At 63.6% G+C, this 15,049-nt stretch carries 13 protein-coding genes; 8 read left to right on the top strand and 5 right to left on the bottom strand.

The genetic code is table 11. From position 1 onward, the window contains the following. Nucleotides 1–176 precede the first annotated feature (176 nt). Together hpnD and ACO550_RS34635 are read left to right on the top strand one after the other, a co-directional pair. The gene (gene hpnD, locus ACO550_RS34640; protein WP_315596684.1) at nt 177–1,007 is read left to right on the top strand and encodes a presqualene diphosphate synthase HpnD; all 831 of its coding nucleotides are present in this window, start codon (nt 177–179) and stop codon (nt 1,005–1,007) included. Nucleotides 1,008–1,042: 35 nt separating this feature from the next. After that, a complete protein-coding gene (locus ACO550_RS34635; RefSeq protein WP_315596683.1) occupies nt 1,043–2,305 on the top strand; it encodes a Zn-dependent hydrolase in 1,263 nt (420 codons plus the stop codon). Between the two features lie 27 nt (nt 2,306–2,332). On the opposite strand, the gene ACO550_RS34630 is transcribed toward ACO550_RS34635, so the two are convergent. The 3 genes from ACO550_RS34630 to ACO550_RS34620 all read right to left on the bottom strand — a co-directional run bounded on the left by ACO550_RS34630 (nt 2,333) and on the right by ACO550_RS34620 (nt 7,419). Next, nucleotides 2,333–4,546, bottom strand: coding sequence for a hypothetical protein (locus ACO550_RS34630; protein ID WP_315596682.1), 2,214 nt, complete (start codon nt 4,544–4,546; stop codon nt 2,333–2,335). 33 nt (nt 4,547–4,579) lie between these two features. Next, nucleotides 4,580–6,883 carry a peptidase inhibitor family I36 protein gene (locus ACO550_RS34625; protein ID WP_315596681.1) on the bottom strand — a complete coding sequence of 768 codons (2,304 nt, stop codon included), beginning with the start codon at nt 6,881–6,883 and terminating at the stop codon, nt 4,580–4,582. Nucleotides 6,884–7,032: 149 nt separating this feature from the next. Continuing rightward, entirely contained in the window at nt 7,033–7,419 is a 387-nt protein-coding gene (locus ACO550_RS34620; RefSeq protein WP_315596680.1) for a hypothetical protein, read from the bottom strand. A 248-nt stretch (nt 7,420–7,667) separates the two neighbouring features. Here ACO550_RS34620 and ompR point away from each other — a divergent pair, with 248 nt between their 5' ends. The 6 genes from ompR (at nt 7,668) to ACO550_RS34590 (ending at nt 13,683) form a co-directional block, all read left to right on the top strand. Beyond that, nucleotides 7,668–8,390 carry an osmolarity response regulator transcription factor OmpR gene (gene ompR, locus ACO550_RS34615; protein WP_010810107.1) on the top strand — a complete coding sequence of 241 codons (723 nt, stop codon included), beginning with the start codon at nt 7,668–7,670 and terminating at the stop codon, nt 8,388–8,390. Between the two features lie 25 nt (nt 8,391–8,415). Continuing rightward, entirely contained in the window at nt 8,416–9,765 is a 1,350-nt protein-coding gene (locus tag ACO550_RS34610) for an ATP-binding protein (RefSeq protein WP_315596679.1), read from the top strand. 327 nt (nt 9,766–10,092) lie between these two features. Beyond that, nucleotides 10,093–11,382 carry a tricarballylate/proton symporter TcuC gene (gene tcuC, locus ACO550_RS34605; RefSeq protein ID WP_315596678.1) on the top strand — a complete coding sequence of 430 codons (1,290 nt, stop codon included), beginning with the start codon at nt 10,093–10,095 and terminating at the stop codon, nt 11,380–11,382. Between the two features lie 339 nt (nt 11,383–11,721). Beyond that, a complete protein-coding gene (locus tag ACO550_RS34600; RefSeq protein ID WP_315596677.1) occupies nt 11,722–12,270 on the top strand; it encodes a redoxin domain-containing protein in 549 nt (182 codons plus the stop codon). A gap of 123 nt (nt 12,271–12,393) precedes the next feature. After that, a complete protein-coding gene (locus tag ACO550_RS34595; protein ID WP_315596676.1) occupies nt 12,394–12,915 on the top strand; it encodes a carboxymuconolactone decarboxylase family protein in 522 nt (173 codons plus the stop codon). 186 nt (nt 12,916–13,101) lie between these two features. Then, on the top strand, nt 13,102–13,683 hold the full coding sequence (locus ACO550_RS34590; protein WP_315596675.1) for a GNAT family N-acetyltransferase: 582 nt from the start codon (nt 13,102–13,104) through the stop codon (nt 13,681–13,683). A 27-nt stretch (nt 13,684–13,710) separates the two neighbouring features. On the opposite strand, the gene ispF is transcribed toward ACO550_RS34590, so the two are convergent. Together ispF and ispD are read right to left on the bottom strand one after the other, a co-directional pair. After that, nucleotides 13,711–14,217 (bottom strand): 2-C-methyl-D-erythritol 2,4-cyclodiphosphate synthase, encoded by a 507-nt coding sequence (ispF, locus tag ACO550_RS34585; protein ID WP_315596674.1) that lies wholly within the window; start codon nt 14,215–14,217, stop codon nt 13,711–13,713. A 23-nt stretch (nt 14,218–14,240) separates the two neighbouring features. After that, nucleotides 14,241–15,035: a 2-C-methyl-D-erythritol 4-phosphate cytidylyltransferase gene (ispD, locus tag ACO550_RS34580; RefSeq protein ID WP_485995105.1), complete on the bottom strand. Its 795-nt coding sequence runs from the start codon at nt 15,033–15,035 to the stop codon at nt 14,241–14,243. Between the last annotated feature and the right edge of the window lie 14 nt (nt 15,036–15,049).

The following is a 15,049-nucleotide window of genomic DNA, read 5'->3' as shown; positions in this document are numbered from 1 at the left end:
GCGTCAAACGCCAGAATGACGAACAGACGTATTTCGCGACAAAACGTCACGGATGCGGCGTGGCATGCAGGCGTGCGGCGCGACTGGGCAGCCGCCGGGCTTGCGTCATTCGCCCGATGTTACAATTCGCGGCTTTGGCGCCGCCCCCCCGCCGCCGCAACATAAAAGAGATTGGCGTGACGCCCGATCAGTATTGCCAGGACAAGGCTGCCCGCAGCGGCTCCAGCTTCTACTACAGCGCGCTGCTGCTTGCCCCGGAGCGCCGCCGTGCGCTTAACGCCCTCCACGCATGGCGCCTCGAACTCGATGCCATCGTTCACGATAACCATGACGCCGGCGTGGCGCTGCAGCGCCTTGACTGGTGGCGCGCCGAGCTGGGCCGATTGTTTGCCGGTAATCCGGACCACCCGGTCAGCCAGGCGCTCCAACCGTTCCTGGCCGACCTTCCGCGTGCGGAAATGACCCAGGTGCTCGATGGCACCGAGATGGATCTCGCACAGTCGCGCTACGTTGACGACGCCGCCCTGGCCCGCTATTGCCGGCTGACCGGTGGCACGCTTGGCAAACTGGCGGCGCGCCTGCTGGGCTTCAGCGATCCGCGCACGCTGGAATCGGCCGAGAAGCTTGGCCTGTCGCTCCTGCGCGTACGCATCGTGCGCGAGGTGGGCAGTGATGCCCGCCAGGGACGCATCTACCTTCCGGTGGATACCTTGCAGCGTTTCGAGGTGCCGGCGGCGGATATCATGCAGTCGCAGCATTCGGAACGTTTTGCCGCGCTGATGCAGGACCAGGCCACGCATGCCCGTACCCTGTACAAGGAAGCGCTGGCGTTGCTGCCGCGTGCCGACCGCCGCGCACAACGTTCGGCGCTGGCGCTGGCCGCCATCCAGCAAGCCCTGCTCGACGAGATCGAGGCGAGCCAGTTCCAGGTGCTGACCCAGCGCATCGCGCTGACGCCAATGCGCAAGCTCTGGCTGGCCTGGAAAACCTGGCTCAGGAACGGCTGAGCCTCCCCCTGCCTGTTTAATGATTCGCTAGCGTCATGACCACTGCCACTTCCTCGCTCGGCCAACAAATCCTGGACCGTGCCGATTCCCTGGCCCGTTATTCGGATATGGAGGACGGCCTGACCTGTGCCTTCCTGACCCCGGCGCACCGCCAGGCTCAGGCGCAACTGGCGCGCTGGATGGAAGATGCCGGCATGACGGTGCGCATCGATGCCATCGGCAACGTGATCGGGCGCTATGCCGCCGATCCGGCCGTGGCCGATCCCAGGGTGCTGATGACGGGCTCGCATTTCGACACCGTGCGTAATGGCGGCCGATACGACGGCCGGCTCGGCATACTGCTGCCGATTGCCGTGGTGGGTGCGCTGCGCGACGCGGGCATCCGCCTGCCCTATCACTTCGATGTGGTGGGTTTTGCGGAGGAGGAAGGGTTGCGTTTCAAGACCAGCTTCCTGGCCAGCAGCGTGCTGGCGGGCCGCTTTGACCCGGCCTTGCTGGACCGCATCGATGCGGATGGCGTGACCATGCGCGCGGCGTTGGCCGAATCCGGCTTCCCCGGCGCGGGCGATCTCGATGCATTGCGAGCGGCGGCCGTCGATCCGGCCACGCTGGCGGGCTTTGTCGAAGTCCATATCGAGCAGGGTCCGGTGCTGCTCAACCGCGGGCTGTCGCTCGGCATCGTCACGCAGATCGCCGGCAGCAGCCGGTTTCAGGTTCGCGTGGAAGGACTGGCCAGCCATGCCGGCACCACGCCAATGGATATGCGCCGCGACGCCGCCACCGGTGCCGCCGAGATGATCCTGCTGGTGGAAGACCGCTGCGCGCAGGTGCCAACGCTAGTCGGCACGGTTGGCCAGTTGCAGGTCCCGAATGGGTCGAGCAACGTGATCCCGGCCGCTTGCGTATTCTCGATGGATATCCGCGCGGGCGAGGACGGCATTCGCGAAGACGCCATTGCCGACATCGTGGCCGGCATCGAACGCATTGCGGCCCGGCGCGCCCTGCAGGTCAAGGTGGAACGCGTTACGCCGGTCAACAATGCCCCGTGCGCCAACTGGCTGATGGACCAGTTCGCTGCGGTGCTGCGCAAGCGCGGGCTAGAGGAATTCAAGCTGCCATCGGGCGCAGGTCACGATGCCATGATGATGCACCGGATCACCGACGTCGCCATGCTGTTCGTGCGTTGCGGCAATGGCGGCATCAGCCACAATCCGCTGGAGACCATCACCGCCAGCGATACCCAGCAGGCCGCCGAGGTATTCGTCGATTTCCTGCGGCATTTCAAGCCTCGCAACTGACGCTACACCTTTTGCGGCAACGCCGGACTACTGTGCGTCGCGCATGTCCGCAAACTTGAAAGACATCGAATCGTACACGGCATTTGTCGTGGAAGACGTGGAATAGGCCACCACCGTATCCACGCCCTGCGCGCGCAATACCGCAAACAACTGCGTGATCGCCGCGGTGACACCATGTCCGGCCGAGCCGCCTTCAATGGGCTGAAGGAATGCGCTCGGGGCAACTGTTACGAACCTGAGTTCAGCCAGGTCTGGATAGCGCTCGACGATTGAAGCTTCTACGATGGCCATTGGCCTGCCGCGAAAGCGCGCCACCACATGTACGCTGCGCCACGGCAGGATGTATCGAAGGTAGTCGAGCATCTGGTGGGTTTCTTGAGCCTGCCAATCGGCAAGATGGCCCCGCAATGTGATGGGGAGTCTGAGCGAGTGATAAGAACGAATGCGCCTGTAACGCGTGTGCCACTCCTTGAGCTTGGCCTGCAACAGCGCAGATTCACGCCGCCGGTTGGCATCCGTGACGATAGTGAAGGTAAATTCCTCCGTCACTGTTTCCCGGCACGACATGGTTGCCGGATCCCAGACGCGCGGCCTCACCGGCTGCGGCACAAAGCCGGACACATCAAACCAGTACTCATTGATATCTCCCTCGCGCACCGTCTGGACCCACTGCCCTGGCATCGGTGCGTCTGCGGGTGCGTCCGGGACCCGCTGGGCAGCAAGCTCGGGGTCCAGCGTATTCGCGACGGACACGCCGGCAAATGACGCCGCCGCGGCGTAGGCACGCCTGAAGAAATCGTCGACAGTCATCGACGATGGCCCCGGCTGCTCACGCAATTGTTCCACCTGCAGGCGCACGGCATTGACCAGATCCTGCTCCATGACAGGATTGGCGTCGGCGTACCCGGTCGACCCAGTGGTCAGGATTCGATGAACGATGTCGACGAAATGATCAGCGCTGGTCGCCAGCTGGAAGATGGCCAGATACAGCGTAAGGATCGCCACCACATTGGCGCTGCAGGCTGCAGCGCCGTCGTCACCGCGCCGCATGCGCGGCGCCAGCAATCTGCGCAGTGGCACTTCGCACACGCGCGATGCGGCAAACACTGCCAGCGGATTCTTGCCATGCGTATGCAACACGCCTGCCAGTACCGCACCGGGTTCGCGTGGCGCCGATAGCGGTGCAACGGTCGGCCGCGCCAGTGGCAGGTCCCCAGCCACGTGGTCCAGATACTGCTGGTAGCGATCCCCAAAGTCCTGCCCGGCGCAGGTGCCGGTCAGCAGGTTCAACAGGGCGAGCGGCCAAACGGCGTTGCAGTACACACCCCGTGTCGAGCGCCGCTGCGCATGGATACGCCAGACTGACAGGCTGGACAGCCGTACCGGCTCGCCCCCCGCCACTGCCAGGTTCGCCATGCTGATCACGCCCGCGTTTGCCACCGGCCACGACGTAGTCGCCATCGGCGTGGCGGCTATGACCCTGCGCTCTCGATCCAGCTGGGTAGTGTGCATGCCGAGCGTGCCTTCGCCCTTGCCCTCCCGGTTCATCTCCAGCGTGATGAAGATCGATTCGGCTTGTGCATCGATGGGCAGGTCGGCAATGGGCCGGCTTGGCGTTCCGCCCAGCACACGCAGCCGCTGACCACTGATTTCTATCAGGTTTGCGTCGCCATGCCGCACACGCAAGTGGATGGAGTTCTGCAGCCGGAACAGCATCACGACTTGTGCGCGGACGTCGCCAGTGCCGGTGCCAGCGAGTAATGCATCGAGATCAAACGCGTCGCCCGCAGCAATAGCACAGTCCTTCGTGCAGCCTGGCCAGGTCCGGACCACCTGCAATGAGCGGATCGCATCATGAAGGCCCTTGCCGCCCAGGTAGCCATGGTCCCCCGACTGATCAAGCCGGACCGGGCCGCCTTCACCATGCGGCGCCGTGTAGGCAAGTACCGCTATGCGGCCGGACAGCCGGACCGACGAGAAAGCCTGGTCTACCCCGGCAGGCAGTACGTCAACCTGTTCCCCGGGGCTGTAGCAGCGCCGTTCGCCGCGATAGCCCCAGTCCTTGTAGAAACAGGCGGTGTCCGACGGCTGCGTGTCTTGCGCAGGCAGTCCCGCCGCAATGCCATGGACAGTGCCTGAACTCCGGAACCAACCCATGGCGTGCGCCGATGCCGGCAGCAGCCATGGCACGGACGCCGCAAGTAGTCCGGCAGAAACCCAACCCGGCAATGAAGGTGTCATGATGCCAATCTCCGCGCACCGCGCCCGATCTGCTCACAGATCCGAATCTCGCTCCCAGTCCTCATCGCTGTGGTAGCTCGTGTCGTCACGGAAGTAGTCGCGCATTTGGGAGAACGTAAATGCGACCCTGGTGCACGCCTGGTCCGCCGCATCGGACGCGGCCTCGGCCACGACCGTACGCACGCCGCGCTCGTGCAGCCAGCCAAACAGCCTGGTAACCGCTGCGGTTGCGGCACGACGCACTGCGCCGTCGGCGGGCGTTTCGCGGAACACGCCCGGCGGCACCACGATCCCTTCCAGCGTCGCCTCCGCCGGATCATCGCGGCTGATCCATGCCTCCGCGATGGCGACCGTTTCACCCCGCAAGCGCGCCGCCACATACACACGCCGCGACGACTGCATCGAACGAAGGTAGTGGGCCATCAGGTCGCTCTGGCTGGCCAGCCACTCGACATGCTGGGCCTGCGCCGTTGTACGCGCCGTGGACAGCGATGCAACAATCTCGAGATAGCCCTTGTGCCAGGCCGTGAGCGGCTGGATCAGGCTGGCAAACTCTGCTTCCTGGTTCTGGTCCGTGACGATCAGGAACGTGAAAACGTCATTGGCATCCCATTCCCATGACGACGTGGCCTGGCGCCAGACCTGCGGTTGTACCCGGTCTTCCGTGTAGTCCGTCAGATCGAACAGGTACTCATTGATATTGCCGTTGCGCCGTTTCTGGACCCAGTTCGTCAGCGCGGACGCCGGGCAAGTGCGCGCATCGGTTGCGGCGCGTTGGGCAGCCAGTTCGGGATCGGGCGTCTTGTTGGCGGATACCGCTGCAAGCGAAGCGGCATGGCGATAGGCACGGCCAAAAAAGGCAAGCGGGTCCGCGGATGAGGGACCGGGCTGGTCGCGTAGCCACTCTGCATGCTGGCGTACGGCATCCACCAGTTCAGCCTCGGGGGCACCACTGGCATTCGCGCCGGCATAACCCGTGGTTCCGGTCTCCATGATGCGCTGGATAACGCTGACGAAATGGTCAACGCTGTTCGTCTGCTGGAAGATGCGGAAGTACAGCGTGAGGATCGCCATCATGTTGAAGCTGCACTCGGCCCGGCGATCGTTACCGCGACGCATGCGCAGCGCCAGCAATGACCGTAGCGGGACCTCGCACACCCGCGATGCCGCATACGCCGCCAATGGGTTCTTGCCATGCGTCTGCAGGACTTCGGCCAGTACCGCGTCCGGTTTGCGCCGTACTACTGGTGGCGCAACCATCGGCGGCGCAACGACCGGCCGAGCCGGCGGCGGCTCACCGGCGACAAGCTGGAGATAGCGCTGGTTGTGGCTCTCAAGGCGCGGTCCGCCGCAGGTACCGGCCAGCATGTTCCACAGGGCGAGCGGCCATACGGCGTTGCAGTGCACGCCGCGGGCCGGGCGCCGGTGGGCATCGATACGCCAGACAGACAGGCTCGACAGGTGCACAGGCTCGTGCCCCGCCGGTGCGAGGTTCACCATGCTGATGACGCCCGCATTGTCAGCCGGCCACGCGGTGGTAAAAATTGGCGTGGCGGAAACGATCCTGCGCTCCCGGTCCAGTTGTGCCACGTGTATGCCAAGCGTGCCCTGGTCCTTGCCTACGCGGTTCATCTCCAGCGTCACCGCGACTGATTCGGTACGTGCATCGATTGGCTGGTCCGCAAGACGCTGACCCGGCGCGCCACCTTGCACGCGCAGGCGATTGCCGCCGACTTCGACCTGGTTCGCTGCTCCATGCCGCAGGCGCCAGGCCGTCTCCTTTCCCATGCGGAACCACAGGACTGTCTGCGCACGAGCATTGCCGGCGCCATCGGCCCGGCCGAGCAAGGCATCAAGATCGAGCGCATCGCTGGACGGTATCCGGCAATCCCTGGTGCAAGCAGATGCGGTCCGAACGACCTGCAACGAACGGATGGCATCATCGACGCCTTTGCCTTCGAGGTATTGATGGTCCCCTGTCTGATCAAGCACTACGGACCTTCCGCCACCGCGCGGTTCCTTGTAGACCAGCACGGCAACGCTGCCCGAGAGCCGGACCGACGAGAAAGTCCGGTCCACATCCGCAGGCAGGACATCGATCCGTTCGCCCGGGACGTAGCAGCGCCGCGTGCCGCCATAGTCCCAGTCGCTATAGAAGCAGGCGGTGTCCTTTGCCTGGACCCAGGCGGACGTGTCGTCCGACGACATGGCCGGAGCCACGCCGTAGACGATGCCAGGTGTCCGGTACCAGCCCATGGCATACGCCAGCGCTGGCAACTGGGAAAGCACGGCAAGCAATACACTTGAGGACATCCTGCCCGGCAAGGAAGGCGTCATGATGCCGATCTCCGTGGTGGGGTTGCCGGAAGCACGAACCACCCGCGGGAGGAGGTGCCCTGGCTGGCGCGCCTGAGCCGGAAATCCGGTCAGATACTGCATCCACGGTAGAAATCCGGGGCGGAGCCCGAAATGGCAATGAACCGAAACTAGCTGCCCCGGTACATTTCCTTGCCGATGTCGTAGAGATTCTTGCGCAGGGCCTTGCGTTCGTCTGGCGAAAGCCGCGAGTTGCCGCCACGCGGGGCCTGGCGGCCAGCGCGTTCGGCCATGTCACGCTCGGTCTCGGCACGGTCGGCGCGACGCGGCGGCTGGCGGTTGGCGCCCTGGGGCGGAGGGTTACCTGGCGGGTTGGCACCCTGGTTGCCGGGCGCCGATTGCGAGCGCGGGTGAAGCAGATGCGCCATGCCCGCCGACTGGGCTTGCGCCAGATCGGGCGCCGCGGCAAGCAGCAGGGACATGCCGGCCAGCCAGACCACTGGTGCGCTCTTTGCGCGACGCAGGGTTTGCCCGTGCCGGGGTTGCTTCACTTTCATTGGATAATGGTGGTTTTGACGGTAGCCCACCGACAGCCATGCCCGTTTCAAGCCGGGCCTGGCAAGGCGTCGGCAGGGTCAGGGGATGCCCGTGGTGACCGTTTCATCGCGCTGCCGGATTACGGCGTGGGGAAACGGTTTGCGGAGTGTAAATGCACAAAAGGTGCACGCCGCCATACCACAGGGTAAAGTATGTAACGTTTTGTTAAGCCATTTTGAGCGAAAGCGATAATCGCTAAGATACCGCCATGGAAAATACCAGCCACAAGATTCTCGTCGTGGATGACGACCCGCGCCTGCGCGACCTGCTGCGCCGCTACCTTGGCGAGCAGGGCTTCACGGTGCTCGTGGCAGAAAATGCCACGGCCATGAACAAGCTCTGGCTGCGCGAGCGCTTCGATCTGCTGGTGCTGGACCTGATGATGCCCGGCGAAGACGGGCTGTCGATCTGCCGCCGCCTGCGTGGCGCCAATGACCAGACGCCGATCATCATGCTCACCGCCAAGGGCGAGGACGTGGACCGCATCGTCGGTCTCGAAATGGGTGCCGACGACTATTTGCCCAAGCCGTTCAATCCGCGCGAGCTGATTGCGCGGATTCACGCGGTGCTGCGCCGCAAGGGTCCCGCCGAAGTGCCGGGCGCCCCGTCCGAAACGCCGGAAACCTTTGCGTTCGGCGATTTCGTGCTGAACCTGGCCACCCGCACGCTGACCAAGAACGACGAGGAAATCACGCTCACCACCGGCGAATTCTCGGTACTGAAGGTCTTTGCCCGCCATCCCCGTCAGCCGCTGTCGCGCGAAAAACTCATGGAAATGGCGCGCGGCCGCGAATACGAGGTATTCGACCGCAGCCTGGACGTGCAGATCTCACGCCTGCGCAAGCTGATCGAGCCCGATCCCAGCAACCCGCGCTTCATCCAGACGGTCTGGGGCCTGGGATATGTCTTCATTCCCGATGGCGTGAAGTAATCCGGTCCGCCCGCACAGCAGCATCGTGGCGACCGCTCTCGGCCGTACCGCAACGCGGTTCTTTGGTTCGCTGTTCTGGCGAACCTTCATGCTTATCGCCCTTTTGCTGGCGATCTCGCTGGGTATCTGGTTCCAGAGCTACCGGCTCTTCGAACGCGCGCCGCGCGCCCAGCAGATCGCCATGCAGGTGGTCAGCGTGGTCAAGCTCACGCGTGCGGCCCTGCTCTATTCGGACCCGGCCCGGCGCCGGTTCCTGCTGCTCGACCTGGTCCAGAACGAAGGCATCAAGGTCTATCCGCGCGAGAAGGACGACGATTTCGCGGCTCCCACTGCCAATCCGTTCCTGACCCAACTGGTCCAGCAGGAAATCCGCAGCCGCCTGGGCGAAGACACGGTCCTTGCCACTACCGTCAACGACATCCCGGGCGTCTGGGTCAGTTTCGAGATCGAGGGCGACGACTACTGGGTCGCCATCAGCCCGGAACGCTTCGAACGCGTGCCGGGTATCCAGTGGCTCTGGTGGAGTATTGCCGCGCTGTTGCTGTCCATCATCGGGGCGGCGTTCATCACGGCACGCGTCAATTACCCTCTCAAACGGCTGACCAATGCGGCCAAGCTGATTGGCACGGGCGGCGATCCGCCGCCACTGCGCGAGCAAGGCGCCAGCGAAGTCGCCCAGGCCAACCGCAGCTTCAACCAGATGGTGCGCGACCTGCGCCAACTCGACGACGATCGCGTGGTCATGCTGGCCGGCATCTCGCACGACCTGCGCACGCCGCTGACGCGCCTGCGCCTGGAAACCGAAATGTCGCCCGTGGACAGCATCACGCGCGACGCGATGATTGCCGACATCGAGCAGATGGACGCCATCATCGGCCAGTTCCTGAACTACGCCAGGCCTGGCCAGGAAGTGGTGGAACCGGTCGACCTCTCCGCGCTGGTGCAGGAGTCGGTAGGCGTCTACGCCGCGCATGATGATGTCCGCGTGCACGTGCGCTCGAACGGACCAGTGATGGCGGTGGCCAACCGCATGGAAATCCAGCGCATTCTGGACAACCTCGTCGAGAATGCGCGCCGCTATGCCAAGGACGAGGAAACCGGCATGGCCGACGTGGAGATCTCCACGCGCGTGGAAGACAAGGATGCCGTGCTGATCGTGGCCGACAACGGCCCCGGCGTGCCGAACGAGCAACTGTCGTTGCTGACACGGCCGTTCTACCGCCTGGACAGCGCCCGCAGCGAAGCCAAGGGCGCAGGCCTTGGCATGTCGATCGTCAACCGCATCCTCCAGCGCAATGGCGGGCGGCTGTTGCTGGCCAATCGTCCCGCCCCGAAAACCGGCCTCGTGGTCAGTGCGATGTTCAGGCGCGCGTAGCTTCCCCGTAGCACATCGCTCATCGCCTGCCGCTCCTCCGGACGGCTTCCTTCTTTCTCCCCTTTCCGCCTCTGCCACGGCCCCGGTGCCGCGCATGTACCGCATGCGCCGCACTGACAGGTTTTCTTCAGGATTTGATAGGAGTTTGAAAGGTCGTTGACAGGGGAATGACAGCGCCACCACGCACACTTCAGGCCATCGACAGGCCGATGCATACAACGGCATCCGCAGTCATGGCGCCGCCTGCCGCAATACCCAATCCGCCATGGCTCGACAACGATCGACAACATGCCGCCCGACCCCACGGGCGGTGACCGAGAGACAGCCATGTCCAGCACTCCCACTTCTCAGCACGGGTTCCGCACCGTGTTCCGCGTCGTCAGCGGCAACTTCCTGGAAATGTACGACTTCATGGTGTACGGCTTCTACGCCGCCGCCATCGCGCACACGTTCTTTCCATCCGGCAATGAATTTGCATCGCTGATGCTGTCGCTCGCCACGTTCGGCGCGGGCTTCCTGATGCGCCCGCTGGGCGCGATCGTGCTCGGCGCGTATATCGACCATCACGGCCGACGCAAGGGCCTGATCGTGACGCTGGTGCTGATGGCACTGGGCACGCTGCTGATTGCGCTGGTGCCGGGCTATGCCACGATTGGCGTGGCCGCTCCGCTGCTGGTGCTGTTCGGACGCCTGCTGCAGGGCTTCTCGGCCGGCGTGGAACTCGGCGGCGTGTCCGTGTATCTCTCGGAGATCGCCAAGCCGGGCCAGAAGGGCTTCTATGTGGCGTGGCAATCGGCCAGCCAGCAGGTGGCCGTGATCTTCGCGGGCCTGCTCGGCGTGATCCTGCACGCCACGCTGGCGCCGGAACAGATGGACAGCTGGGGCTGGCGCGTGCCGTTCCTGGTGGGCTGCCTGATCGTGCCGTTCCTGTTCATCATTCGCCGCTCGCTCGAGGAAACCGAAGAGTTCCGTACGCGCAAGCATCGCCCGTCCATCAACGAGATCTACCGTTCGATGCTCGACAACTGGCGCATCATCATTGCCGGCTGCATGATGGTGGTGATGACCACGGTGTCGTTCTACATGATCACCGCCTATACGCCGACGTTCGGCAAGACCGTGCTCAAGCTCGACGACGTGGACAACCTGATTGTCACGATGTGCGTGGGCCTGTCGAATTTCATCTGGCTGCCGCTGATGGGCGCCGTGTCGGACCGCATCGGCCGCAAGCCGCTGCTGGTGTTCTTCACCATTGCCACGCTGGTCACCGCCTACCCTGCCGTCTCCTGGCTGGTTGCCGCACCGTCGTTCGAACGGCTCTTGATGGTGGAACTGTGGCTCTCGTTCCTGTATGGCAGCTACAACGGCGCCATGGTGGTGACGCTGACCGAAGTGATGCCGCCCGCGGTACGCACAGCCGGCTTCTCGCTGGCCTACAGCCTGGCCACGGCATTGTTCGGCGGTTTCACGCCGGCGATCTCGACCTACCTGATCCACAGCACCGGCAACAAGGCTGCACCGGGCCTGTGGCTGATGTTCGCCGCCGTGTGCGGCCTGATCGCAACGCTGATCATCTTCCGTACGCGCCGCGAACAGAGCACCCTGCGCGCTGCCTGATCGCCTGATCGCCTGATTGCCTGATCCACGCGCGCCGCCGTCATCGGCATGACACCTTGACGTGTCATGCATGGTGCGGCGCGCACAGAAATTGACCCTGAAGCGCCTGCTCGAACAGCAACGTCGCAAGGCACGTGGCATACTGCGCGCTACCGCATTTGCTGCATTGCGCCAGTGGGCATTGCCTATCGGGCCGTTTGAGATTATCAATTGGCACCGATAGTGTCTGCAGGCGCATAATTTGAGCTTGTGGCGATTGCCTTCATGTACCGAGTAGTGCTCGGGAACTGGTTGGCAATTCGCGCGCCTTACTCTGTTCAACCGTATCAGGAGAAGTCAATGAAGACCGTTGGTCAAAAGCTGGAAGCCTTCCAAATTGTTGGCGTCAAGCCGGGTTTCAACAACCACGAAGAAAATGGCCAGTCGGCTTTCGAAGACATTACCGAAAAGTCGTTCGAAGGCAAGTGGAAGGTCATCTACTTCTACCCGAAGGACTTCACGTTCGTGTGCCCGACCGAAATCGTTGCATTCGCCAAGCTGAACGACGACTTCGCCGACCGCGATGCAATCGTGCTGGGCGGCTCGACCGACAACGAATTCGTGAAGCTGGCATGGCGCCGTGAACACAAGGACCTGAACAAGCTGAACCAGTGGCAATTCGCCGACGTGACCGGCTCGCTGGTGGACCAGCTGGGCGTGCGTGACCAGGCTGCAGGCGTGGCCCTGCGCGCCACGTTCATCGTGGATCCGGACAACGTGATCCAGCACGTGTCGGTGAACAACCTGAACGTCGGCCGTAACCCGGATGAAGTCCTGCGTATCCTGGACGGCCTGCAAACGGACGAACTGTGCCCGTGCAATCGCGCGGTTGGTGGCGCCACGCTGTAATTGGCCCCGCCTGCCAGGCGCCCCTTGGGCGACCCGGTACCTCACATGGAAGGGCCCTGCGCCCTTTCATGTCGAAACCCGCTACGTGCGGGTTTTTTGAGCCCTCGACGATAGGAGAAATGAATGGAATTCCTCAGCACGATTAAAAGTTTGGTCCCTGACTACGCCAAGGACATCCGTTTGAATGTCGATGGCACCATCGCCCGCTCGTCGCTGGAAGGCAATGATGCGGTTGGCGTGGCACTGGCTGCCGCATTCGCCGCCAAGAGCAAGGTGATCGTCGATGTCATTCGCAATGCGAACGTGCTGTCGCCAGAGGAAGTCAATGCCGCGCAAACTGCTGCGGCGTTGATGGGCATGAACAATCTCTGGTATCCGTACGTCGAGATGGCCGAGGACCCCGATCTGGCCAGCCAGCCGGCCGGCCTGCGCATGAACGCCTACGCCACCCATGGTGGTGTGGACAAGCGCCGCTTCGAGATGTACGCACTGGCGGCCTCGATCATCGGCAAATGCCACTTCTGTGTGAAGTCGCACTACCACTTGCTGAAGAACGAACAGGGCATGAGCGCCCAGCAACTGCGTGATGTAGGCCGGATTGCAGCCGTGATTGGCGCGGCTGCCAACGTGATCTCCGCCGAATAAGCGCGCATCGCTAGTACTGCTACGTCGGCAGACACTGCAAGGTGACTGCCGACGTTTCGTTTACGGGTCCGTTATCTGGGTAAGTCAATCGGTATTGTCCGACACCCGTTACAGCCAAATGACCCGGTGCATTTGTGGATCGGACGGCCTACAATCGACGCAAGGTCACGAATTTCAGCTGTTGCCATGAGCACCTTGCCTTCGCATAATTCGCCGCGCTTCCGCTTCCGGCTGGCCGCGGTGCACGACTGGGGCGATATCGCCGCCGTCACGCAGCAGGCCTACGGGCAATATGAGCTCGAGATCATGGAGGATTGCCGCGCATCGTTCCAGCGCGGCATGCAGTCCGTGCTGGCCGCCAAGGACAATCCCGACATGGAATGGTGGGTCGCGGAAACCGACCACGGCGTCAGCGGTGCCGTACTGTTCTGCCATCCGGGCGCCACGTTGCCCGCACTCGATGACAGCACCATCACGCTGGCACTACCCGAAGCGCGACTGCTATCGGTCAGCCCGCAAGCACGCGGACTGGGCCTGGGCAAGCGCCTGATGCAGATCTGCATTCAGCGCGCACGCGATATCGGGTCTTCGGCGCTGGTCTGTCGCGCAATGCCAGAGATGGATTCCGCCGTCAGGCTTTGCGAGCAGATGGGCTTTCACAAGCGCACCGAAGCCGGCTCGCGCCATGGCGCCATGGCACGCCTGACCGACTACGTCTATAACATCACGTCGGAAGACGCGCTGGCATCGCCGCGTCCACCGGCATGATTCAGGGCTGGAGTTCAGGCTGAAGCTTCAGTCCTGTACGTCGGCGCTACGGCGGTAGATCAGTACCGCCGCCTGCGCGACGATGCCCTCTTCCTTGCCTTCGAAGCCGAGCTTCTCGTTGGTCTTGGCTTTCACGTTGCAACGCGTGACAGGCAGCCCGAGGTCTTCGGCCAGATTGGCCACCATGCCGGCGATATGCGGCGCCAGCTTGGGCTTTTGCGCGATCACGGTTGCATCGACGTTGCCGATCTCGAAACCTGCGTCGCGCACGCGACGTGCGGCCTCGCGCAGCAATACACGGCTGTCCGCGCCCGAGAACTTCGGATCGGTATCGGGAAAATGACGCCCGATATCGCCCAGCGCCGCGGCCCCGAACAACGCGTCTGTGACCGCGTGCAGCAGGGCATCGGCATCCGAATGGCCCAGCAGGCCGCGATCATGTGGAATGTCCACGCCACCAAGAATGAGCTTGCGTCCGGGAACGAGCGCATGCACGTCGTAGCCCTGCCCTATGCGGAAATCGAACGGATTCAAAACGACTCCTTGAGATAAATGGTTCACGAGGCCGATGGCGTCGGTCCGGTGCGCAGCAGGACATCGGCCAAGGCAAAGTCCTCGGGGTACGTCACCTTGAAATTACGTAGCGAACCGTTGACCAGCCGCGGATGCAGGCCCAGCCGCTCGATCGCGCTGGCCTCGTCGGTCACCACCGCACCGGCCGCCATGGCGTCTTCAAGCGCATGGCGCAATACACCGATGCGGAACATCTGCGGCGTCTGCGCCTGCCACAGGCCCTCGCGTGGCACCGTGGCACCGATCCGGGCACCGGCATCGGCCCGCTTGAGCGTGTCTGGCACCGGAACCGCCAGGATGCCGCCAATCGGCTCGCTGGCCGCATCGTCCGATTCCACGGCCCGCACCAGCGTATCGATCATGGCCGGCGTCAGGCCGGGCCGCGCCGCATCGTGCACGAGCACCCAGTCCGTATCCACCGCCCCGAGCGTGGCCAGATGATGCAGGCCAGCCAGCACCGAAGCGTGGCGCGAGTCGCCGCCCACGAACGCGGTATCGAAGCGTAGTCCCGCAAACGCCTGTGCGCCAAAGCGCGACTCCAGCGGCATGTCGTCCGGGGCCAGCACCACTGCCGTGGCATGGATGGCCTCGCATGCCGAGAATGCGGCCAGTGCATGCCAGAGCATTGGCCGGCCAGCCACGGTCTGGTATTGCTTCTGCACGGTGCCACCGGCACGGCTGCCGGTACCGGCACAGGGAATCAGGGCGAATCGACGATCGGACACAGGCTTGCGAAATGAAGTAGCGAAAGGCGGGCCAGCAGGCGAGCCGGCACGCATTCTATAATACGGCC

It is taken from the genome of Cupriavidus sp., assembly GCF_057315035.1.
Note: the sequence above shows the minus strand (reverse complement) of the source record. Positions and strands in the feature narration are given on the sequence as shown.

Bases quoted from the DNA above. Each gene is read 5' to 3' on its own strand.
- ACO550_RS34635 (WP_315596683.1), top strand. From the start codon at position 1,043: ATGACCACTGCCACTTCCTCGCTCGGCCAACAAATCCTGGACCGTGCC.
- ACO550_RS34630 (WP_315596682.1), bottom strand. From the start codon at position 4,546: ATGACACCTTCATTGCCGGGTTGGGTTTCTGCCGGACTACTTGCGGCG.
- ACO550_RS34625 (WP_315596681.1), bottom strand. From the start codon at position 6,883: ATGACGCCTTCCTTGCCGGGCAGGATGTCCTCAAGTGTATTGCTTGCC.
- ACO550_RS34620 (WP_315596680.1), bottom strand. From the start codon at position 7,419: ATGAAAGTGAAGCAACCCCGGCACGGGCAAACCCTGCGTCGCGCAAAG.
- ompR (WP_010810107.1), top strand. From the start codon at position 7,668: ATGGAAAATACCAGCCACAAGATTCTCGTCGTGGATGACGACCCGCGC.
- tcuC (WP_315596678.1), top strand. From the start codon at position 10,093: ATGTCCAGCACTCCCACTTCTCAGCACGGGTTCCGCACCGTGTTCCGC.
- ACO550_RS34600 (WP_315596677.1), top strand. From the start codon at position 11,722: ATGAAGACCGTTGGTCAAAAGCTGGAAGCCTTCCAAATTGTTGGCGTC.
- ACO550_RS34595 (WP_315596676.1), top strand. From the start codon at position 12,394: ATGGAATTCCTCAGCACGATTAAAAGTTTGGTCCCTGACTACGCCAAG.
- ACO550_RS34590 (WP_315596675.1), top strand. From the start codon at position 13,102: ATGAGCACCTTGCCTTCGCATAATTCGCCGCGCTTCCGCTTCCGGCTG.
- ispD (WP_485995105.1), bottom strand. From the start codon at position 15,035: ATGCGTGCCGGCTCGCCTGCTGGCCCGCCTTTCGCTACTTCATTTCGC.